Here is a 21,307-nt window from a genome sequence, read left to right as displayed (position 1 = left end):
GCCGCTGACGGGGTGTCAACACCCTGCGGGTTAAGACCCGCTCAACGCCGCCTTATGGCCGGATCAGCAGTTGCAGCTCGAAGGCGTAGCGCGAGGCGCGGTACAGATGCGTGCCGTACTCCACCGCCCGCCCCGTGTCGTCGAAGGCGGTGCGCTGCATGGTCAGCAGCGGGGCGCCCGGTTCCTCCCCCAGCACGGCGGCCTCCGCCGCCGTGGCCGACTTGGCGCCGATGGACTGCCGCGCGCTGTGCAAGGTGGTGCCCGCCGCCCGCATCAGCCGGTACAGGCCGGTGGCCTCCAGCTCCTCCCGGGTCAACGGCAGCAGATCCAGCGGCAGATAGTTGCGCAGCCGGGCGATCGGATCCTCGCCGTGGGTGAGCCGCAGCCGCTCCACCCGCCGTACCGGCGCCCCCTCGGCGATGCCGAGCGCCGCCGCGACCTCCGCCGGGGCGGTGGTCTCCTCGATGGCCAGCACCCGGGTGGCCGGCCGCTGGCCCGCCGTCTCCAGGTCGTCGTAGAGGCTGCTCAGCTCCAGCGGGCGTTTGACCTGGCTGTGCACCACCTGGGTGCCGACCCCGCGGCGGCGCACCAGCAGGCCCTTGTCGACCAGCACCTGGATCGCCTGCCGGACGGTGGGGCGGGAGAGCCCCAGCCGTCCGGCCAGTTCGATCTCGTTGCCCAGGAGGGTGCCGGGCAGCAGCTCGCCGCGCTCGATGGCGGATTCGAGCTGCTGGGACAGCTGGAAGTACAGCGGTACCGGACTGCCTCGGTCGATGCGGAACGCCAGGTCCACCCGGGGTCACCCTCTCGTCATCACCGTGCTCCGATCAGTTTGTCCTTACATACGATACTGGCCCGTAGAAGGCCGGCCGCTCCACCATCTCCACGGCCGTACGCTGCCCATCGCGCTGCGCCGCCACCCCGGCCGCGCAGACCGCCGCCGCCGCGTACCCGTCCCAGGCGCTCGGCCCGGTCACCCGCCCCTCCCGGGTGGCGTCCACCCACTCCCGTACCTGCCGGTCGTACGCGTCGGCGAACCGCGCCGTGAAGTCGTCGGCGATCTCCCCGCCCCACCGCCCGGCCGTGTTGGACAGCAGCCCGTGCGCGTCCCCGATCCGGGCCGTGCCGTGCTCGCACACCGCCTCGGCCTGCACCTGGTAGCCGAAGCCGCAGTTGACGAAGATCTCCACGTCCACGAGAGCGCCGCCGCTGGTCTCGAAGATCACCAGCTGCGGATCGCCGAGCCCCTCGGGCGCGGCGGAGGACGGCGTGGGCCGCAGCACCGTGACGGCCGTGATCTCCTGCTCCAGCAGCCAGCGGGCCGCGTCCATCTCGTGCACCACCGAGTCATTGATCAGCATCTCGGTGGTGAACATCGGGTGCGCGGTGGTGTTGCGGTGCCGGCAGTGCAGCATCAGCGGGCGCCCGTACCGCCCGGCCGCCAGCAACTCCTTCAGCTGCGCGTACTCGCGGTCGAAGCGGCGCATGAAGCCGACCTGGATCCGCCGGTGGCCGAGCGCCTGCTCCGCCGCCATGACCCGCAGCGCGCCCGCCGGGTCGGGGGTGAGCGGCTTCTCGCACAGCACCGGCAGATCCCGCTCCAGCGCGGCGAGCAGCTGCGCCTCGTGGGCCGGTCCGGGCGAGGCGATGAGTACGGCGCCGACCCCCGGCGCGTCCATGGCGGCGGCCGGATCGGTGTGGGCGGTGCAGCCGGGGCCGACCGTACCGGCGATCTCCTTGGCCCGGCCCTCGTCCACATCGGCGACGGCGGCCACATACGCGCCGCTGATGAGCCGGTCGACGCGCCGTACGTGATCGGCGCCCATCTTCCCGGTCCCGATCACGGCGATGCCCAGCTGGTTCTCGGTGTTCACGGCGTGCCTTTCGTGCCTGAAGGGGCTTGCGCTACGCCCCGCAGGAGCGCAGGTAGCGGCGGGTGCGGGTGGCGATGGGGAGGGGCTGGTCGGGCGGGCAGGGGTACATGTCCTGCTCCACGATGGCGAACAGGTCCACGCCCAGGCCCTGCGCGGCGGCCAGCACGGGCGGCAGGTCCGGTACGCCGCGCGGCGGTTCGCACATCACGCCGCCGGCGACGGCCGGGCCGAACGGGGTGCCGTTGCTGTGCACCTCGGCCAGGATCGCCGGGTCCACCTGCTTGAGGTGCAGATAGCCGATCCGCTCCCCGTACGTCTCGATCAGCTTGACGCTGTCGCCGCCGCAGTACGCGTAGTGCCCGGTGTCCAGGCACAGGCTGACGGCGGCGGGGTCGGTGGCGTCCAGGAAGCGGGTCACGTCGTCCTCGGTGGCGAGGTGGGTGTCGGCGTGCGGGTGGACGACGATGGTCAGCCCGTACCGTTCGCGCACCTCCCGGCCCAGCCGCTCCATCCCGGCCGCCAGCTCGCGGAATTGACCGGGGGTCAGCTGCTCGGGCTCGGTCTGTTCGCCGGTCACCGAGTCGCGCCAGAACTCGGGGATCACCACCAGGTGCCCGGCGCCCATGGCGGCGGTGAGCCCGGCGACCTCGGCGACATGCTCCCAGGTGGCGTCCCACACGGCGGGGCCGTGGTGCAGCGCGGTGAAGACCGTACCGGCGGAGACGGTGAGCCGGCGGCGGGTCAGTTCGTCGGTCAGCAGCGCCGGGTCGGTGGGCAGATAGCCGTACGGGCCCAGCTCGATCCACCGGTAGCCGGCTTCGGCGACCTCGTCGAGGAAGCGCTGCCAGGGGGTCTGCCGGGGGTCTTCGGGAAACCACACGCCCCAGGAGTCGGGGGCGGATCCGATCCGGATGCGGTCGAGGTTCATGCGCACGTCTGCCTTCCCAACGTCGTCCACGTCGTCCACGCCGGTAACGACCGTACCTCCGAGGGAGTATGGATGTCATTATGTAAAGACAAACCATTGACAGCTGCTCCCGGCCGCGTCTACATCTGGGAGGCGATCCGCACGTCAGGACAACAGCACCGGCAACGGAAAGGGACCGTTCTCCATGACCGTCACCGCCATGGACCTCATCACGATGGGCCGCATCGGGGTCGATCTCTACCCGCTCCAGACCGGGGTTCCGCTGTCCGACGTCGATACCTTCGGCAAGTTCCTCGGCGGCTCCGCCACCAATGTGGCGGTGGCAGCGGCCCGCCTGGGCCGGCGCACCGCCGTCATCAGCCGCACCGGCGCGGACCCGTTCGGCGACTACTGTCACCGGGCGCTGCGGGAGTTCGGCGTGGAGGACCGGTGGGTGACGGCGGTGGCCGCGTACCCGACCCCGATCACCTTCTGCGAGCTGTTCCCGCCCGACGACTTCCCGCTGTACTTCTACCGGCGGCCCAAGGCGCCCGATCTGGTCATCCACCCGCACGAGCTGGACCTGGACGCCATCCGCGCCGCCCGGATCTTCTGGATGACCGGCACCGGGCTCAGCGAGGAGCCCTCCCGTACCGCCACGCTCGCCGCGCTGGCCGCCCGCGACCCGGGCCACCCGGACCATGTCGCCACCGTCTTCGACCTCGACTGGCGCCCGATGTTCTGGGGCGACGGTGACGGCGACGGCGGTACGGACCCGGCCGCCGCCGCCCGCCCGCACTACGCGGCGGCCCTCGCGCACGCCACCGTCGCCGTCGGCAACCTCGCCGAGTGCGAGATCGCCACCGGCGAACGCCAACCCCGCGCCGCCGCCGAGGCCCTGCTGGCCGCCGGCGTCGAACTCGCCATCGTCAAACAGGGACCGGCCGGGGTCCTCGCCCTGCACCGCGACGGCCGCAGCGCCGAAGTGCCCCCGCACCCCATCGAGGTGGTCAACGGCCTCGGCGCGGGCGACGCGTTCGGCGGCGCGCTGTGCCACGGGCTGCTGGCCGGCTGGCAGCCGGACCGGCTCACCCGGTACGCCAACGCGGCCGGCGCCATCGTCGCCGCCCGGCTCGCCTGTTCCACCGCCATGCCCTACCCCGCCGAGGTCCAGGCCCTGCTCGGCGGCATCGCCCCCGGCCCGGACGCCGACCCCAACCCCAACCCCAACCCCAACCCGCATTCCACTACCGCGAAAGTGAGCTTCCCGTGAGCGGCATCAGCATCTCCGACCTCGTCACGGTGCGCGTCCAGCACCCCGAGGCGATCGCCGAGGCGGCGGCACGGCGCGAACGCCGCCCGCTGACCGGCGACACCGGGCGGCTGATGATCATCGCGGCGGACCACCCGGCGCGCGGCGCACTCGCCGTGGGCGGCGACCGGCTCGCCATGGCCAACCGCGCCGAGTTGCTGGAACGGATCGTGCTCGCGCTCTCCCGCCCCGGCGTGGACGGCGTGCTGGGCACCGCCGACATCCTGGAGGATCTGCTGCTGCTCGGCGCCCTGGAACACAAGGTCGTCATCGGCTCCATGAACCGGGGCGGCCTGGCCGGCGCCGCCTTCGAGCTCGACGACCGCTTCACCGGCCACCGCGCCGAGGACCTGGCCCGGCTGCGGTTCGACGCCGGCAAGCTGCTGCTGCGCATCGACCACGCCGACACCGGCTCGCTGAGCACCCTGCACTCCACCGCCCGCGCCATCGACGCCATGGCGGAACGCCGGCTGCCGGTGTTCGTCGAGCCGTTCCTGTCCCGCCGCATAGACGGCAAGGTCACCAACGACCTCAGCGCCACGGCCGTCGCCACCTCCATCGCCATCGCCTCCGGGCTGGGCGGCACCTCCGCCTACACCTGGCTGAAGGTCCCGGTGACCGCCGACCCCGATGAGATGGCGCGGGTGATGGAGACCTCCACCCTGCCCGCCGTACTGCTGGGCGGCGAGGTGCACGGCGATCAGGAGGGCGCGTACGAGAGGTGGCGCACGGCGCTGCGGCTGCCGACCGTACGCGGCCTGGTGGTCGGCCGCTCCCTCCTCTACCCGGCGGACGGCGACGTGGCGAAGGCCGTGGACACCGCCGTCTCCCTGCTCTGACGAGAGGCACACTGACGCATGACGACAAGGACGACGGCGCACCGCCCGGCCGGGAGCGCCGGCGCGGGCCCGTATCTGCTGGACATCTCGCCGCGCGACGCCGGCTGGACGTACTGCGCGTTGCGGGTGCTGGCGCTGCCGCCCGGCGGCACCCACACCTTCGCCACCGGCGACAGCGAGTGGATCGTGCTGCCGCTGGCCGGCGGCGGCGCCCGGGTCACCGTCGCGGGCCAGGACGGCGCGGACGGCGCGGACGGCGCGGAGTTCACGCTGCACGGCCGGGAGAACGTCTTCGCCGGGGTCTCCGACTTCGCCTACGTGCCGCGCGACGCCGAGGTGACACTGACCGCCCCGGCCGCCGGCCCGGGGGTACGGCTCGCCCTCACCGGCGCCCGCTGTACGAGGCAGCTGCCCGCCCGCTACCGCCCGGCCGCCTCCGTCGCCGTCGAGCTGCGCGGCGCCGGGGTCTGCTCCCGCCAGGTCAACAACTTCGCCGCCGCCGACACCTTCGAGGCGGACCGGCTGATCGCGGTCGAGGTGCTCACCCCGGGCGGCAACTGGTCCTCCTATCCCCCGCACAAGCACGACGTGTTCCACCCCGGGCGGGAGGCCGAGCTGGAGGAGATCTACTACTTCGAGATCGCCGGAGAGGGCGGCCTCGGGTATCAGCGGGTCTCCCCCTCCGGCCCCGGCGGCACGGGTACGGACGTACTCGCCGAAGTACGCACCGGGGACGTGGTGCTGATCCCGGACGGCTGGCACGGCCCGTCCATCGCCGCCCCCGGCCACCCCATGTACTACCTGAACGTGATGGCGGGGCCCGGCGCCGAGCGCGCCTGGCTGATCAGCGACCACCCCGACCACGCCTGGATCCGCGACAGCTGGCGCGACCAGACCACCGACCCCCGGCTGCCCTTCTACCGCGCCCCGGAGGTGCGTTCATGACCCGCACGACGCGGCTGACCGTCGCCCAGGCGCTGGTCCGCTTCCTGGCCGTGCAGTACACCGAACGGGACGGCGTACGGCACCGGCTGATCGACTCCTGCTGGGGCATCTTCGGCCACGGCAACGTGGCCGGCCTGGGCCAGGCGCTCGTCGAGTCGGGACAGGGGCCCGACGCCCCGCTGCCGTTCCATCAGGGCCGCAACGAGCAGGCCATGGTGCACGCGGCGGTCGGCTTCGCCCGGCAGCGCGACCGGCTCTCCGCACAGGCGGTGACCACCTCGATCGGCCCGGGCGCCACCAACCTCGTCACCGGCGCGGCGCTCGCCACCATCAACCGGCTGCCGGTGCTGCTGCTCCCCGGCGACACCTTCGCCACCCGCCCCGCCGACCCCGTACTCCAGCAGCTGGAGCATCCGGGCGCCGGCGACATCTCCGTCAATGACACGCTGCGCCCGGTCTCCCGCTGGTTCGACCGGGTGCACCGCCCCGAGGCGCTGATCCCGGCGGCGCTGGGCGCGATGCGGGTGCTGGCCGACCCGGTGGAGACCGGCGCGGTCACCCTGGCGCTGCCGCAGGACGTCCAGGCGGAGGCGTACGAGTGGCCGGCGGAGTTCTTCCGGGATCGGGTGTGGCGGGTGCCGCGCCCGGCGCCCGATCCGGACGCGCTGGCCGAGGCGGCGGCGCTGGTACGGGCCGCCCGCCGCCCGCTGCTGATCGCCGGCGGCGGGGTGCAGCACAGCGTGGCGCAGGAGGCGCTGCGCGCGCTGGTGGCGGCGACCGGCATCCCGGTGGCCACCACCCAGGCCGGCAAGGGCGTGCTGCGCCACGATCACCCGGCCGAGGTGGGCGGGGTGGGGCACACCGGCACGGCGGTGGCCAACGACCTGGCCCGTACCGCCGATCTGGTCATCGGCGTGGGCACCCGGTTCACGGACTTCACCACCGCCTCGCACACCCTGTTCGCGGACCCGGCGGTGCGCTTCGTGCACCTGAACATCGCCGCCCTCGACGCGCACAAGCTGGCCGCGCTGCCGCTGGTGGCGGACGCCCGTACGGGTCTTGCCGCGCTCACCGCCGCGCTGGCCGGCCACCGGGTCCCGGCGGCGTACGAGGCGGAGTACGCGGTGGGCAAGGAGCGCTGGGCGGCGGTGGTGGACGAGGTCACCACGCCCCGTACCGAGGACGCCGCGCCCACCCAGCCGCAGTTGCTGGGCGCGCTGGCCGCCACGGTCGGCGACGAGGACGTGATCATCAACGCGGCGGGTTCGCTGCCGGGCGATCTGCACAAGTTGTGGCGGGCCCGCTCGCCGCGCCAGTACCACCTGGAGTACGGCTACTCCTGCATGGGGTACGAGATCCCGGCCGCCATCGGAGTGGCGCTGGCCGCCCCGGGGCGCGCGGTGTGGGCGCTGGTGGGTGACGGCACGTATCTGATGATGCCCACCGAGATCGTGACGGCGGTGCAGGAGGGCCTTCCCATCAAGCTGGTGCTGATCCAGAACCACGGCTACGCCTCCATCGGCGGCCTGTCGCAGGCCACCGGCGCGGAGCGGTTCGGTACGGACTACCGCTTCCGTACGGCGGACGGCGCGTTCTCCGGGGCGCCGCTGCCGGTCGATCTGGCGGCCAACGCCGCCTCGCTGGGGATGACGGTGCTGCGCGCCGGTACGTACGCGGAGCTGCGGGACGCCCTGGCGGCGGCGCGGGCGGCCACCGGGCCGGTGGCGGTGTACGTGGAGACCGATCCGCAGTCCAACGCGCCGGCGGCGCGGGCGTGGTGGGACGTGCCGGTGGCGGGGGCGTCGGCCCGGCCGGCGGCGGTGGCGGCGCGGGCCGGCTATGAGCGGGAGGCGGCTGCCCGCCGCCGCTATCTGTGACGAGGAGAGCGAAGAACCCCATGAAGACCATCGGTCACTTCATCGACAACAAGCCGGTGGCGCCCGCTTCCGGCCGGTACGCGCCCGTTTTCGATCCGGCGACGGGCGAGCAGCCGGCCCGGGTGGGGCTGGCGTCGCAGGCGGAGGTGGGCGCGGCGGTGGCGGCGGCGCGGGCGGCGTACGCCTCCTGGCACACGGTGCCGGTGGGGCGCCGCACGGCGCTGCTGTTCCGCTACCGGGAGCTGCTGGACGCGCGGCGTGACGAGCTGGCGCGGCTGATCACCGCCGAGCACGGCAAGGTGCACGCGGACGCGCTGGGTGAGGTGGCGCGCGGGCTGGAGATCGTGGAGCTGGCCTGCGGCATTCCGCAGCATCTGAAGGGGCAGCTGTCGACGCAGGTGTCGACGGGGGTGGATGTGGCGTCCATCCGGCAGCCGCTGGGGGTGGTGGCGGGGATCACCCCGTTCAACTTCCCGGCGATGGTGCCGCTGTGGATGTTCCCGCTGGCGGTGGCGTGCGGCAACACGTTCGTGCTGAAGCCGAGCGAGAAGGATCCGAGCGCGGCGCTGCGGCTGGTGGAGCTGGCGGCCGAGGCGGGCTTCCCGGAGGGGGTGCTGAACGCGGTCAACGGCGACCGGGCGGCGGTGGAGGCGCTGCTGGCGCATCCGGATGTGGCGGCGGTGAGCTTCGTCGGCTCCACGCCGGTGGCGCGGGCGATCCAGCGCGGTGCGGTGGAGCACGGCAAGCGGGTGCAGGCGCTGGGCGGGGCGAAGAACCACATGCTGGTGCTGCCGGACGCCGATCTGGAGGTGGCGGCGGACAACGCGATCAACGCGGCGTACGGCAGCGCGGGTGAGCGCTGCATGGCGGTGTCGGTGGTGGTGGCGGTCGGGGACATCGGCGACGCGCTGGTGGCGCGGATCGCGGAGCGGGCGGCGGCGCTGCGGATCGGTCCCGGGGGTGATCCGGCCTCGGAGATGGGGCCGTTGATCACGGCGGAGCACCGGGCGAAGGTCGCGTCCTATGTGGCGAGCGGGCGGGCGCAGGGCGCGCGGGTGGTGGTGGACGGCACGGAGTACACCGTCCCCGGGCACGAGGGCGGCTTCTTCCTGGGGGTGTCACTGCTGGACCACGTGACGCCGGAGATGGACGCGTACCGCGACGAGATCTTCGGGCCGGTGCTGTGTGTGGTGCGGGCCGGCTCGTACGAGGAGGGGCTGGCGCTCATCAACTCCTCGCGCTGGGGCAATGGCACGGCGGTGTTCACCCGGGACGGGGGTGCGGCGCGGCGGTTCCAGCTGGAGGTGGAGGCGGGGATGGTCGGGGTGAATGTGCCGATCCCGGTGCCGGTGGCGCATCACTCGTTCGGCGGTTGGAAGGAGTCACTGTTCGGGGATCAGCACATCTACGGTGAGGACGGGGTGCGCTTCTACACCCGGGGCAAGGTGATCACCACCCGGTGGCCGGACCCGGCGGACCGGGGGATCGATCTGGGTTTCCCGAGCAGCCGCTGAGGCGGCGGCCGACGATCGTTCGAGCGCATGAGCGCATGAGGTCATGAGGTCATCAGCGCACTATCAGCGATCCGCAACAGCGGTCTTCGTTACGCGCCTTCGCCGTCACAGCTGATCAACAGGCCCGCTCCGCGCGCCGCCGGGGCGGGCGGGGCGGCGCAGGGTCGGTGGTGATCATCAGCCGCCGAGCGCGAAGAGGTGTGGACGATGGCCGACGCAGGACTGTGGTCGTACAAGGAGATCGCCGCGCACATCCGGGTGCAGCCGGACACGGTGCGCTCGTACCGCAAGCACGGGTTGCTGCCGCCGCCGGATGTGACGGAGGGCGGGCGGCCGTTCTGGTATCCGCACACCATCCGGCAGTGGGTCGCCCAGCGCCCGGGGAATCGCCGCTGAGCCGGCCGCATCAGGCGGGCGGGATACCCCCACCGGGTAGCTTCAATACCCGGTGGGGGTATAAGCTGCCGATGGCGGCGGGCGGCATGAAGCGGCCCCTGGAGAGGAACGAGGATCCACCCATGAGCACCACGACCTACCAGGTTTCCGGCATGACCTGCGGCCACTGCGAGTCGTCCGTGCGCAGCGAGATCTCGGCGCTGGACGGGGTGAGCGAGGTGACCGCGAAGGCGAGCAGCGGTCTGGTCACCGTCATCTCGCAGGTCCCGCTGGACGACGAGGCGGTGCGGGCCGCGGTGGACGAGGCGGGCTTCGAGCTGGTCGGCCGCGCGGCCGAGTGACGGGGGCCGGCTGATCGCCGATCCGTCCCCGGACATGGAAATGCGCCCCGCAGCGGGTCCCCCCACAGGGCCCGAAGCGGGGCGCTTCCTGCCGTCCGTTCGAAGCGTCCCCCCACGGGACCCCGGCCGGACGACCGACAGCGTGAATCCAGCCGAATTCGCGCTGTCGTTGCCCGGTTAGACCCGCAGACAGGCAAAAGGTTGCACGCCCGGGGATGTGACCTGCGTCACATCCCCGGGCGTGCGTCCAACGGCACCCCTCGGGCGCGATTACCGCTGCTCGACGGGAACGAAGTCGCGCTCCACGACACCCGTGTAGATCTGCCGCGGACGGCCGATCCGGGAGCCGGGCTCGGTGATCATCTCTTCCCACTGGGCGATCCAGCCGGGCAGCCGGCCGATCGCGAACAGCACGGTGAACATGCTGGTCGGGAAGCCCATCGCCCGGTAGATCAGCCCGGTGTAGAAGTCGACATTCGGGTACAGGTTGCGGGAGACGAAGTAGTCGTCGCTGAGCGCGTGCTCCTCAAGCCGCAGGGCGATGTCCAGCAGCGCGTCGGACTTGCCCAGCGCGGAGAGAACATCGTGCGCCGCCGCCTTGATGATCTTCGCCCGGGGGTCGAAGTTCTTGTAGACGCGGTGCCCGAAGCCCATCAGGCGGACACCGTCCTCCTTGTTCTTCACCTTGCGGATGAAGGCATCCACATCGCCGCCACTGGCCTGGATCGACTCCAGCATGTCCAGCACCGCGGCATTCGCGCCACCGTGCAGGGGACCCGACAGGGCGTTGATGCCGGCCGAGACGGAGGTGAAGAGATTGGCCTGCGAGGAGCCGACCAGCCGCACCGTGGAGGTCGAACAGTTCTGCTCGTGGTCCGCGTGCAGGATCAGCAGCTTGTCCAGCGCGTTGGTGACCACCGGGTCCGGGATGTAGTCCTCGGCGGGCACCGAGAAGGTCATCCGCAGGAAGTTCTCCACATAGCCGAGGTCATTGCGCGGGTAGACCACCGGCTGACCCACGGACTTCTTGTACGCGTACGCCGCGATGGTGGGCAGCTTGGCCAGCAGCCGGATCGCCGAGATGTGCCGCTGCTTGGCGTCGAACGGGTCGTGGCTGTCCTGGTAGAACGTGGACAGCGCGCTGACCACGGAGGACAGCATCGCCATCGGGTGCGCGTCGCGCGGGAAGCCGTCGTAGAAACGCTTGACGTCCTCGTGCAGCAGCGTGTGCGTGGTGATCTCGTTGCGGAAGGTCGCCAGCTCGTCCACCGTGGGCAGCTCACCGCTGCGCAGCAGATAGGTGGTCTCCAGGAACGAGCCGCGCTCGGCGAGCTGCTCGATCGGATAGCCCCGGTAACGCAGGATGCCCTGCTCACCGTCGAGATAGGTGATCGCCGATTTATAGGCCGCCGTGTTGCCATAACCGGAGTCCAGGGTCACCAGACCGGTCTGGGCACGCAGCTTGCTGACATCGAAGCCGGTGTCCCCGATGGTGCTGTCCACAATCGGGTAGCTGTAGGTGGCGCCGTCGTAGTTGACTTCTACGGACTGTGCGCCGTCGCGGTGTTCGCTCACGTCATCCCTCACCGACGTTGTCCTCTTCTTCGAGGTCCTTCGAGTTTCCTTCGGGGTGCCCTGACTCCCTCCCAGTGTCCCCCATCCGGGGCCAATATGTGCACTCAGGGTCGGCAATCGGCCCAGTTTCTGGCACGGCGTGCCGCTGGAACCGGGATGATGCGGACTATTCTGCCCCGGCCACCGCGCGGGCGCCCGCCGACCACCCGTCGGCAGCCACCGACATCACCCCGCGAGCCGCATGTCGAGCCCGGTGAACCGCCGCCCCGCCGAGACGCTGCGTACCGCCTGATCGAGGGCGCGCCGCGAACCCACCAGCACCACAAGCCGCTTGGCCCGCGTCACCGCCGTGTACAGCAGATTGCGCTGAAGCATCATCCAGGCACTCGTCGTCACCGGAATGACCACACACGGATACTCGCTGCCCTGCGAACGGTGGATCGTCACCGCGTACGCGTGCGCCAGCTCGTCCAGCTCACCGAACTCGTACCCGACCTCCTCGTCCTCGTCGGTACGCACCAGCAGCCGCTGCTCATCCACGTCCAGCGCGGTCACCACCCCGACCGTGCCGTTGAAGACGCCGTTCGCGCCCTTCTCGTAGTTGTTGCGGATCTGGGTGACCTTGTCGCCCACCCGGAAGACCCGCCCGCCGAACCGCTTCTCCGGCAGCCCGGGCCGGGCCGGGGTCACCGCCTCCTGGAGCAGCCCGTTCAGCGCCCCGGCCCCGGCCGGGCCCCGGTGCATCGGGGTCAGCACCTGGACGTCCCGGCGCGGATCGAGCCCGAACTTCGCCGGCACCCGGCGTGCCGCCACCTCCACCGCCAGCCGCCCGGCCGTCTCCGTGTCCTCCTCGGCGAACAGGAAGAAGTCCGCGAGACCCCGCGTCACCGGCGGCTTCCCGGCATTGATGCGGTGCGCGTTCGTCACCACCCCCGACTGCTGCGCCTGCCGGAAGATCCGGGTCAGCCGCACCGAGGGCACCGGCGAGCCGTCCGCCAGCAGATCCCGCAGCACCTCACCCGCGCCCACCGACGGCAACTGGTCCACATCCCCCACCAGCAGCAGATGCGCCCCCGGCGGCACCGCCTTCACCAGCTTGTTGGCCAGCAGCAGATCCAGCATCGACGCCTCGTCCACCACCACCAGATCCGCGTCCAGCGGCCGGTCCCGGTCGTACGCCGCGTCCCCGCCCGGCTTCAGCTCCAGCAGCCGGTGCACCGTGGACGCCTCGGCGCCGGTCAGCTCCGCCAGCCGCTTCGCCGCCCGCCCGGTCGGCGCCGCCAGCACCACCTTCGCCCGCCGCGCACGCGCCAGCTCCACGATCGAGCGCACCGTGAACGACTTCCCGCACCCCGGGCCACCCGTCAGCACGGCCACCTTCTCGGTCAGCGCCAGGCGCACCGCGGCCTCCTGCTCCGGCGCCAGCTCGGACCCGGTCCGCTCCACCAGCCACCCCAGCGCCCGCCCCCAGTCCACCTCCCCGAACGCCGCCAGCCGGTCCTCCTCGGCCCGCAGCAGCCGCCGCACCTGCCCCGACAGCGACAGCTCGGCCCGGTGGAACGGCGGCAGATACACGGCCATCAGCGGGGCCGCCGGATCGTCCGGATCGGGCACCGGCTCGCGGACCGCCCCCTCCGGATCCGCCGTCAGCTCCCCCAGACAGTCGATGACCAGCCCGGTGTCCACCTGGAGCAGCTTCACCGCGTCCGCGATCAGCCGCTCCTCCGGCAGAAAACAGTGCCCCTGATCGCTCGCCTGCGACAGCGCGTACCGCAGCCCGGCCTTCACCCGCTCGGGGCTGTCGTGCGGGATGCCGACCGCCTGCGCGATCCGGTCCGCGGTCAGAAAGCCGATGCCCCACACATCGGCCGCCAGCCGGTACGGCTGGTTCCTCACCACGGAGATCGAGGCGTCCCCGTACTTCTTGTAGATCCGCACCGCGATGGAGGTGGACACCTCCACGCTCTGGAGGAAGACCATGACCTCCTTGATGGCCTTCTGCTCCACCCACGCCGCCGCGATCAGCTTCGTGCGTTTGGGCCCGAGCCCCGGCACCTCGATCAGCCGCCCCGGATCGGCCTCGATGACCTCCAGGGTGGCCACCCCGAAGTGCGCCACGATCCGCTCGGCGGTCTTCGGCCCGATGCCCTTGATCAGCCCGGACCCCAGATAGCGCTGAATGCCCTGGATGGTGGCGGGCAGTATCGTCGTGTAGTTCTCCACCGTGAACTGCCGCCCGTACTGCGGATGGGAACCCCAGCGGCCCTCCATCCGCAGCGACTCCCCCACCTGAGCGCCCAGCAGCGCCCCGACGACGGTCAGCAGTTCACCGGAACCGCGCCCGGTGTCCACCCGGGCGACGGTGTATCCGTTCTCCTCATTGGCATACGTGATGCGCTCAAGGACCCCCTCAAGCACCGCGTTCTGCGACGACATGCACCGAAGGTAACGGTCCCCACCGACAGCGCGCTTCGCTGCGAAACTCCGAAGGGCCCGGCTCCCCCGCCGGGCCCTTCGCTCCCCTCCTGCACCCCCGTGCTTCCCCGACCCCTACGACACCGATCAACCCCGAACGGTTGCAGCGAGTTGAGCAGAATTTGAGTTCGGGCTCAGCACACCCGTCCCAGCGCCTCCAGCGCCACCACCGGATCGGGCCCGGCCGGGGTCAGCACCACACACCCCGCACCCGCCGCGTGCAGTTCGGCGATCCGCGTACGGGCCTGCTCCGGGGTGCCGGTGACCGCCAGCTGATCCACCCACGCGTCCGGCAGCCGCCGCGCGAACTCCGCCCGGTCCGCGCTGGCCGCGCGCAGCGCGGCGAACTCACCCGCGAACGGCAGCGGGGCGAGGTGCGGCGTCCAGTCCGGCTCGCCGATCCACTCCAGGTACGGCCGCACCGCCGCCCGCGCCACCCGCGGATCGTCGTCCACCGCCGCCACGTTGTACGCCACCACCCGGTGCCCGGCCCCTGCCCCTGCCCCGTCCCCGGCCGCCGCCGCGCCGATGTGCCCGCGCGCCGCCGCCAGATACTCCGGCGTCACCGGCTCGGCCAGGATCGTGCCGTCCGCCTCCCGTCCCGCCAGCGCCAGCGACTTGGGCCCACGCACCCCGGCCAGCACCGGCGGCACCACCTCCACCGGCAGATCCAGTGTCACCGCCGCCAGCCGATCGTCCGTCACCGTCTCGCCGCGCAGCAGCGCCCGTACGGTCCGCAGATGCTCGCCCAGCGCGGCCAGCGGGCTCGCCGGGTACGCGCCGACCTGCCGCATCCAGCCGGGCATGCCGTGGCCCACCCCCAGCACCAGCCGCCCCGGGAACAACTGCGCCAGCGTCGCCGCCTCCATCGCCGTCAGCGCCGGATTGCGCAGCACGGCCGGCAGGATGCCGATCCCCACCCGGATCCGCCCGGTGACCGCCAGCGCGACGGCCGCCTGCGCGAAGCCGCCCCGGAAGAAGCAGTCCTCCACCACCCACACCTCGGCGAAGCCCAGTTCCTCGGCCCGCCGCACGAACCCCGTGAACTCCCCGGCCGCCAGATCCCGTGGCGCCATCACTCCGATATCCGTCATACGGGTGAGCGTATGTGCCCGCCCGTAGGCCGACCATGGTGCGTCAGCAGGGCAGCGGCGGCAGCGCCCCGGGCAGCGGGGCGGGGCCCAGCGAGGTCGTCCTGGGCGGCATGACGGTGCCGCCGGCCGCGCCCGACCAGATCTGTTCCCAGGTGGGCGGCGGCAGGATCAGCCCGGCCTCGTCATCGGCCGGATGCCGCTCCGTGTAGCCGGGGGCCGCGTGCAGCCCCTGGTCCTCGCACAGGATCGGGATCAGTACGTGGTCGCTGATGGCGGCCGACAGTTCGGCCCACTCCGAGGGCAGGAACCGCAGCCGGCGCGCGGTGGTCACCGGGGAGATCCGGGAGATGGCCCAGACCCGGGACTTGCCGGTGAGTAAAAACGTGCCCGCGCGCGGCACCGGGCGCGGCGAGCCGGCCGGCAGCTCGCTCACCCGCGCGAAGCGGGCCGCCACATCGGCCGCCCGGTACGGGTCGAGCCCCGGCATCGTCCGGTGGGTGGCGGCCAGCCGCAGCGGATAGCGGCCGTGGTCCACCACCAGGGCGGGCAGCCGGTCGCCCATCACGGACGGCTGCGCGCGGTGCAGCCGGCGGGCCGCCTCGAACCGGTGGTGGCCGTCCGCCAGCAGCACCGGCGGCAGCGCGGGGGGCCGCCGGGTCCACTCGCCGTCCGCCGCCCACAGCCGCTGGGTGCCGCCGCGCGAGGTGGGGACCGTACGGTCGGGCGTGCGGCGGACCGTCTCGTCGATGCACTGGCGGAACGCGCCCGGGTCGGGGGCCGCCAGCAGCAGCGGGTCCATCGGGGCGCGGCGCTCGCGCAGCAGCTTGGTGTGCAGCTGTACTTCGGGCTCGCCCACCTGCTGATGGCGCAGTACGTGGCCGCTTTCGGTGCCGTGCAGGCTCAGCGCGCCCAGGACGCCGCGCTGTTCGACCTCGCCGAGCACGTTCCGGCGCTCCAGGACGACATAGGCGGAGCGGGCGGGTGGTCCGGTGATCAGGCCGGGGAAGGGAAGCAGCAGGTCTGCCCGTGGGGCCGGGGTAGCGGGGAAGCCCATCCCGGGGAGCAGCTCAGGCAGCAGTGTGCTCCTCCTCCTTCTCGCTCTTCCCAGGCCGCTCGGGCGCCCCGGCCTCCGCGCCGCCGACCACCGGGCGCAGCAGGCCCAGCGCCTTGTCCAGCAGCGCCGCCAGTTCCTGCGGGCAGCCGGCGACGGCCGTGATGAAGCCATGCCCGGCGGCCCGGCTGGTGGCCTCCGGAACATGGCTTCCGACGCGAACGGTGATCCCGATGTCGGCGACGCCCGGCAGGGCGTACGCCTCGTCGATCCCGTGCACGGCGTCGAGCCGGCCGGGGGGCAGCCGCAGGGTGCGGATGCCCGCGTACCGCCCGCCGGACGTGGGGCGCGGTGCCGGAGGGGGCAGCCGCAGCGCGGTGGCCACGGCGAGCGCCACCGGGTCGGTGCCGGTGACCAGGGCCGGCAGATCGCCCAGCCGGCCGGGGCCGGGGTGGGCGTGCGACTCGATCAGTCGCGGGCCCTGTGCGGTAAGGACCACCTCGGTCAGCGACAGTCCGGCCCGGTGGCCGGCGGCGCTGAGGGTGGCGGTCGCCAGGTCGGCGATCCGGGTCACGTCGTCCGGGCCGAGGTCGGCCGGCAGATCGTGGCCCGCCTCGGCGAACCCGGGGCAGTCCGGGTCCTCCGAGTCGTCCGACAGATGTTTTCTGGCCACGGCGAGGACGGTGTGTTCGCCGTCCCTGGAGTGGGCGAGCACGCTGTACTCGGGCCCCGCCAGGAATTCTTCGATGATCAGCGCGGGCTCGCTCACCAGTTCGGCGGCCAGGAGTGCGGCGTCCGCGACATTGCGCAGAAGATGCACCCCCTGGCCACCGGAACCGGTGCGCGGCTTGGCGACACAGGGGAAGCCGACCTGCTCGGCGGCGGCCACCAGATGCGTCACCCGGTCGCACTGCTCGAACCGGACGGGGGTACCGGTGAGCTGATTGACCTTGCCGCGCAGCGCCACTTTGTCCGTGAGGTACGCGACAGCGGCGTGCGGATTGCCGGGAAACCGCAGAGCCTCGTTCACCCGCGCGGCGACCAGCGCACTGGCCTCCGCGAAGCCGAACACCGAGACCCTGGCGGGATGTCCGGCCAGGTGCCCGATCGCCATCAGCAGCCCCGGGTGATCCCGCCAGTCCACGGTCAGCGCGTCATGCGCCGCCGCGACCGCTTCGCGGATCCCCTCGGCCGCCAGATCAGGAGCGAGGACAAGAGTGCGGGCACCGACCCCCCGGGCCGCCCGCACCTCCGGCAGGCGCGGACTGAGCAGCACCGCCAGCGGGGCCTGAGGCATCACCGCACCACTTTCCTGTCCACCGATCCCGGTTCCGTGTCAGCGATCAGGGGCCCGGGTCAGTCCCAGAGGCTGTCGGGGGTCACGACGCCACCCTTGGCGTCCGGCGAACCGGCAGCCATGGCGACCCCACCGGAGGCACCCACGAGCAGGAGAGCTGCGATAACGCTCAGAGCAAACTTCTTCACGGGATCCCTCTTCCGTGTCCACATAGGCGAACATGAATGGCATGTTGGCCCAATCATGCTCACGAGCATTCACGAGGAAGTCGATAGAGTCCCTGTGGCATCATCTCGCCTGTCCAGTTGACGCCAAGGGACTCAGTGACGTCATGCGAGGAAGATGAGTGTGTACGAACCCGGGGAAATAGACGCCGCGACTACCCGAGTTTACCGGTTTCGCGTGATTCATCCCACAGACTCGGTGGCGCAGATCGCCACCCGCGCCGGCATAACCACGGCCGAGGCGGAATCCGCCGAGGCCCGGCTCACCGAACTGGGACTGCTTCGGCCCTCCCCCGGCGGCGGACTCGTCGCCATCTCCCCCGAGAGCGCCGCCGACGCCCTGCTGGCCCCCATCGAACAGGACATCCTCCAGCGCCGGATCGCCATGGCGGCCACCCGCGCCCGGCTGCACGCGCTGTCCGGCGACTACCTCGAAGCCCGCAGCATGCGCTCCGCGAAGAGCAGCATCGAGGTCGTCGAGGGCATAGACAACACCCGCGCGGTCATCGCCGACCTGGACCGTACCTGCGCCAAATCGGTGGACGCCCTGCACCCGGGCGGCGGCCAGAGCATGGCCGCCATCCAGGCCGCCACCCCCGGCGACCTGGAGATCCTCGAACGCGGTGTGAAGGCCCGCACACTGATGCAGCACACCGCCCGCCGGCACCAGCCGACCGTCGGCTACGTCACCACCCTCATCGAGGCCGGCGCCCAGGTCCGCAGCATCTCCGCGCTCCCCTCCCGGATGCTGATCTACGACGGCAGCTGCGCCGTACTCCCCCTGGACCCGCTGCACACCAAGTCGGGCGTGGCGCTGGTCCGTGACCCCACCGTGCTCGGCTTTCTCCAGCAGCTCTTCGAGCACTACTGGGACCGGGCGGTCGACTTCGTCGAGGGCCACAAGAAGTCCGGCTCGGCACCGGTCGGGGTGGACCGCGACGTGCTGGTGCTGATGGCCGCCGGGAAGAAGGACGAGGCGATCGCGCACCAGCTGGGCATGTCCCCGCGCTCGGTCAGCCGGGTGGTGGCCCGGCTGCTCGAACAACTCGACGCCGACAGCCGCTTCCAGGCCGGCGCCCGCGCCGCGCTGAACGGCTGGCTCTCCTAGATGCACGAACTCGACGACACCACGGCGGACATCGACGCCGGCGCCCTCCAGGTCTATCTGCTGCGCGTCCGGCACCCGGCGGACGACGCCGGCCGGCTCGCGGCCCGCGCCGGACTGCGGCCCGAGGAAGTGGCCCGCGCCGAGGCGCTGCTGTACGGGCTCGGCCTGCTCCAGCCGTCCCCGGCCGGCGGCTGGGTGGCGGTCAGCCCCGAGAGCGCCGCCGACCAGCTGCTCGCGCCGATCGAGGCGGACATCCTGAGCCGGCGCATCACGATGGCCGCCGCCAGGGAGCAGCTCCAGTCGCTGTCCGGCGCCTACGTCGAGGCGCGCGGCATGCGGTCCGCCGAGATCAGCGTCGAGGTGGTCGAGGGCATCGACAACACCCGCGCCGTCATCGACGACCTGGCCCGTACCTGCACCGGCTCCCTGGAGGCGCTGATCCCGGGCATCCCCAGCGAGGAGGCGATCGAGGCGGCCATCCCGCTGGACCTGGAACTGCTGGCCCGCGGCACCCGCATCCGCACCCTCATGCAGCACAGCGCCCGCACCCACAGGATCGGCCTGCGCTACGCGGAAACCATCGGCGCGGCCGGTGCCCAGGTGCGCAGCGCCGGGGTACTGCCGCAGCGGATGCTGATCTACGACCGGCAGTGCGCGGTGCTGCCGCTGGACCCCCTGCACACCGGCGCCGGGGTGGCGCTGATCCGGGACCCGTCCGCGCTGAGCTTCCTGTGCCAGGTCTTCGACCACTGCTGGGACGACGCCATCGACATCCCGCTGACCCCGGGCACCCTGGAGCCGGGCGAGGGCCTGCTGACCGGCCTGGAACGCGAGGTCCTCCATCTGATGGCGGCCGGCAAGTCGAACGACGACATCGCCGACCAACTCGGCACCTCCCGCCGCTCGGTGAGCCGCCTGGTCTCGCAGCTGATGACCCGGCTGGGCGCCACCAGCCGCTTCCAGGCCGGCGCGCGGGCGGCCCTGAACGGCTGGCTCACCTGACGGGGGAGGCCGGCCTTCGGTGGCTGGCCCAGGCCCACCCCGTCTCTTCCATGGCCCTCAGCCACGGCTCATCGGGCTTCCGGTCGGCCCGATAGCGCAGCATGCGCACATAGGCCACCACGAACGCGTCGATGGCCCTGGGGGCGTGAAATCGGCCTCCCGTCCCGCCGCGAACTCAAACCCCAGCACGATCCATTCGCTGTCTTCCGCCCACCACAGCAACGCCGGCGCGAGCGAGCGGACGTGCGGATTCATGTCCCGCTCCCGCAACATCTGATCCCGCCGCCCACCCGGCTTGTTCCGCATCGCCTTGACGAAGAACGGCCCCTAGGAGGTGGTTCATCTGCTGGGCGGGGAGCTGGAGATCGCCCTGGACGGACGAACCGGCGCTCGCCCTGTGCACCGCGTTGGCGGGTACGGGGGCGGTCCTACCCGATGGCAGCCGCCCCCTGGCTCCCTGGGCCAACCGACCGGTCCGGTTCGGGGAGCCAGGCGTCCGACGGGTGGTCGAGCCAGTTCTCCTCGGCCGCCAGCCGGGCCGCCGCCGCGCGCAGGGCGGGCAGGCCGGGGTGGTGCAGGGGGCGGGGCCACACCATCGAGACCGGGGACAGTGGTACGGGGGCGGTCAGCGGACGCAGCACCATGCCCGGGACCTCGGTGAACTCCTCGCTGGCCAGCACCGACCAGCCGTGCGCCCTCACCAGCCGGACGAACTCCTCCTCGCCGTCGATCCGAGGGAACGGCGGCGCCACCTCGATGCCCCGGCCCGCGAACAACTGCCGCGCGTAATCCGTCCATTCGGTGGTCTCCGGGTTGCCCGCCCCCGCGTACAGCCGCCGGCCCGCCAGCCGTGCCAGCGGGATCTCGGGGAGGGCGGCCAGCGGGTCATCGGCCGACAGCAGGACCGCCACCCGCTCCAGCCGGATCAGCCGGTGCGCCAGCCCCGCGCGTACCGCCGGGGCCAGGCCGGCGAACCGTCCGAAGGACACATCCAGCTGACCGCGCGTCATCTCGGCGACCGCGCCCGTCAGGCCGCTGTGGAAGCGGGCCACGAACTCCACCCCGGGTGCCGCCGAGCGGGCGGCGTCCAGGACGCGGCGCGCCGTGGTCGCCGGGGCCGATACGTCCACCACCAGGGGCCGGGCCCCGGCCGCGCCGGACCGTACGGCCGCCGCCAGCTCCCGCTGCGCGGCCAGCGCGCGCCGCGCGGGGTCCAGCAGCCGCTCGCCCTCGGCGGTCAGCGTCACCCGCCGGGTGCTGCGGACGAAGAGCCGTACCCCCCATTCCTCCTCCAGCCGCCGGATGTCCCGGGAGAGCGCCTGCTGGGCGACGAACAGCGCGGCGGCGGCCCGGGTGAAGTGAAGCTCCTCGGCCACCGCGACATAGGCGCGCAGCAGCCGGGGGTCGGTGTCTGGGGCGGCGGGCATCCCGTCATTCTCGCAGCTCGGCCACCATTCACAACCGATATGTGTCAAT

Annotated in this window: 18 protein-coding genes; 9 read left to right on the top strand and 9 right to left on the bottom strand. The window is 72.3% G+C overall.

What is annotated here, in order from left to right; genetic code table 11:
• Positions 1–52: 52 nt before the first annotated feature.
• From AC5WRL_RS14525 to AC5WRL_RS14515, 3 genes are read right to left on the bottom strand one after another with little or no spacing between them, the layout of a single operon-like run.
• Complete coding sequence (locus AC5WRL_RS14525; protein ID WP_496088914.1) at positions 53–793, bottom strand: GntR family transcriptional regulator; 741 nt, start codon at positions 791–793, stop codon at positions 53–55.
• Between the two features lie 34 nt (positions 794–827).
• Complete coding sequence (locus tag AC5WRL_RS14520; RefSeq protein ID WP_496088913.1) at positions 828–1,874, bottom strand: Gfo/Idh/MocA family protein; 1,047 nt, start codon at positions 1,872–1,874, stop codon at positions 828–830.
• A 31-nt stretch (positions 1,875–1,905) separates the two neighbouring features.
• On the bottom strand, positions 1,906–2,802 hold the full coding sequence (locus AC5WRL_RS14515) for a sugar phosphate isomerase/epimerase family protein (RefSeq protein WP_496088912.1): 897 nt from the start codon (positions 2,800–2,802) through the stop codon (positions 1,906–1,908).
• Positions 2,803–2,986: 184 nt separating this feature from the next.
• Here AC5WRL_RS14515 and iolC point away from each other — a divergent pair, with 184 nt between their 5' ends.
• The 7 genes from iolC (at position 2,987) to AC5WRL_RS14480 (ending at position 10,005) form a co-directional block, all read left to right on the top strand.
• A complete protein-coding gene (iolC, locus tag AC5WRL_RS14510; RefSeq protein ID WP_496088911.1) occupies positions 2,987–4,054 on the top strand; it encodes a 5-dehydro-2-deoxygluconokinase in 1,068 nt (355 codons plus the stop codon).
• Positions 4,051–4,932: a Cgl0159 family (beta/alpha)8-fold protein gene (locus tag AC5WRL_RS14505; protein WP_496088910.1), complete on the top strand. Its 882-nt coding sequence runs from the start codon at positions 4,051–4,053 to the stop codon at positions 4,930–4,932. The genes iolC and AC5WRL_RS14505 overlap by 4 nt, the downstream gene beginning before the upstream one ends.
• 18 nt (positions 4,933–4,950) lie before the next feature.
• Entirely contained in the window at positions 4,951–5,877 is a 927-nt protein-coding gene (gene iolB / locus AC5WRL_RS14500) for a 5-deoxy-glucuronate isomerase (RefSeq protein WP_496088909.1), read from the top strand.
• A complete protein-coding gene (iolD, locus tag AC5WRL_RS14495) occupies positions 5,874–7,754 on the top strand; it encodes a 3D-(3,5/4)-trihydroxycyclohexane-1,2-dione acylhydrolase (decyclizing) (RefSeq protein WP_496088908.1) in 1,881 nt (626 codons plus the stop codon). Before iolB ends, iolD begins: the two co-directional genes overlap by 4 nt.
• A 20-nt stretch (positions 7,755–7,774) precedes the next feature.
• Positions 7,775–9,268, top strand: a complete 1,494-nt coding sequence (locus tag AC5WRL_RS14490) for a CoA-acylating methylmalonate-semialdehyde dehydrogenase (protein ID WP_496088907.1) — start codon at positions 7,775–7,777, stop codon at positions 9,266–9,268.
• Positions 9,269–9,475: 207 nt separating this feature from the next.
• Positions 9,476–9,664, top strand: a complete 189-nt coding sequence (locus tag AC5WRL_RS14485; RefSeq protein ID WP_496088906.1) for a helix-turn-helix transcriptional regulator — start codon at positions 9,476–9,478, stop codon at positions 9,662–9,664.
• Positions 9,665–9,786: 122 nt separating this feature from the next.
• Positions 9,787–10,005: a heavy-metal-associated domain-containing protein gene (locus AC5WRL_RS14480; protein ID WP_496088905.1), complete on the top strand. Its 219-nt coding sequence runs from the start codon at positions 9,787–9,789 to the stop codon at positions 10,003–10,005.
• 270 nt (positions 10,006–10,275) lie between these two features.
• Here the strand turns inward: AC5WRL_RS14480 and AC5WRL_RS14475 are convergent, their stop codons facing one another.
• The 5 genes from AC5WRL_RS14475 to AC5WRL_RS14455 form a co-directional block, all read right to left on the bottom strand.
• Positions 10,276–11,580: a citrate synthase gene (locus AC5WRL_RS14475; RefSeq protein ID WP_496089152.1), complete on the bottom strand. Its 1,305-nt coding sequence runs from the start codon at positions 11,578–11,580 to the stop codon at positions 10,276–10,278.
• A 225-nt stretch (positions 11,581–11,805) separates the two neighbouring features.
• Positions 11,806–14,016, bottom strand: coding sequence for an SF1B family DNA helicase RecD2 (recD2, locus tag AC5WRL_RS14470; RefSeq protein WP_496088904.1), 2,211 nt, complete (start codon positions 14,014–14,016; stop codon positions 11,806–11,808).
• A 173-nt stretch (positions 14,017–14,189) separates the two neighbouring features.
• Positions 14,190–15,149 (bottom strand): LLM class flavin-dependent oxidoreductase, encoded by a 960-nt coding sequence (locus AC5WRL_RS14465; protein ID WP_496088903.1) that lies wholly within the window; start codon positions 15,147–15,149, stop codon positions 14,190–14,192.
• Between the two features lie 43 nt (positions 15,150–15,192).
• Positions 15,193–16,203: a DUF1015 family protein gene (locus AC5WRL_RS14460; protein WP_496088902.1), complete on the bottom strand. Its 1,011-nt coding sequence runs from the start codon at positions 16,201–16,203 to the stop codon at positions 15,193–15,195.
• Positions 16,204–16,216: 13 nt separating this feature from the next.
• Entirely contained in the window at positions 16,217–17,497 is a 1,281-nt protein-coding gene (locus tag AC5WRL_RS14455; RefSeq protein ID WP_496088901.1) for an ATP-grasp domain-containing protein, read from the bottom strand.
• Positions 17,498–17,899: 402 nt separating this feature from the next.
• On the opposite strand from AC5WRL_RS14455, the gene AC5WRL_RS14450 reads away from it, so the two are divergent.
• Both AC5WRL_RS14450 and AC5WRL_RS14445 read left to right on the top strand, forming a co-directional pair.
• Positions 17,900–18,829, top strand: a complete 930-nt coding sequence (locus AC5WRL_RS14450) for a helix-turn-helix transcriptional regulator (protein ID WP_496088900.1) — start codon at positions 17,900–17,902, stop codon at positions 18,827–18,829.
• Positions 18,830–19,831 carry a LuxR C-terminal-related transcriptional regulator gene (locus tag AC5WRL_RS14445; protein WP_496088899.1) on the top strand — a complete coding sequence of 334 codons (1,002 nt, stop codon included), beginning with the start codon at positions 18,830–18,832 and terminating at the stop codon, positions 19,829–19,831. It begins immediately after the preceding gene.
• Positions 19,832–20,259: 428 nt separating this feature from the next.
• Here the strand turns inward: AC5WRL_RS14445 and AC5WRL_RS14440 are convergent, their stop codons facing one another.
• On the bottom strand, positions 20,260–21,258 hold the full coding sequence (locus tag AC5WRL_RS14440; protein ID WP_496088898.1) for a LysR family transcriptional regulator: 999 nt from the start codon (positions 21,256–21,258) through the stop codon (positions 20,260–20,262).
• Positions 21,259–21,307: the final 49 nt, after the last annotated feature.

Source organism: Streptomyces sp. NTD107 (assembly GCF_059510435.1).
This window is presented reverse-complemented; position numbering and strand designations above follow the sequence as displayed.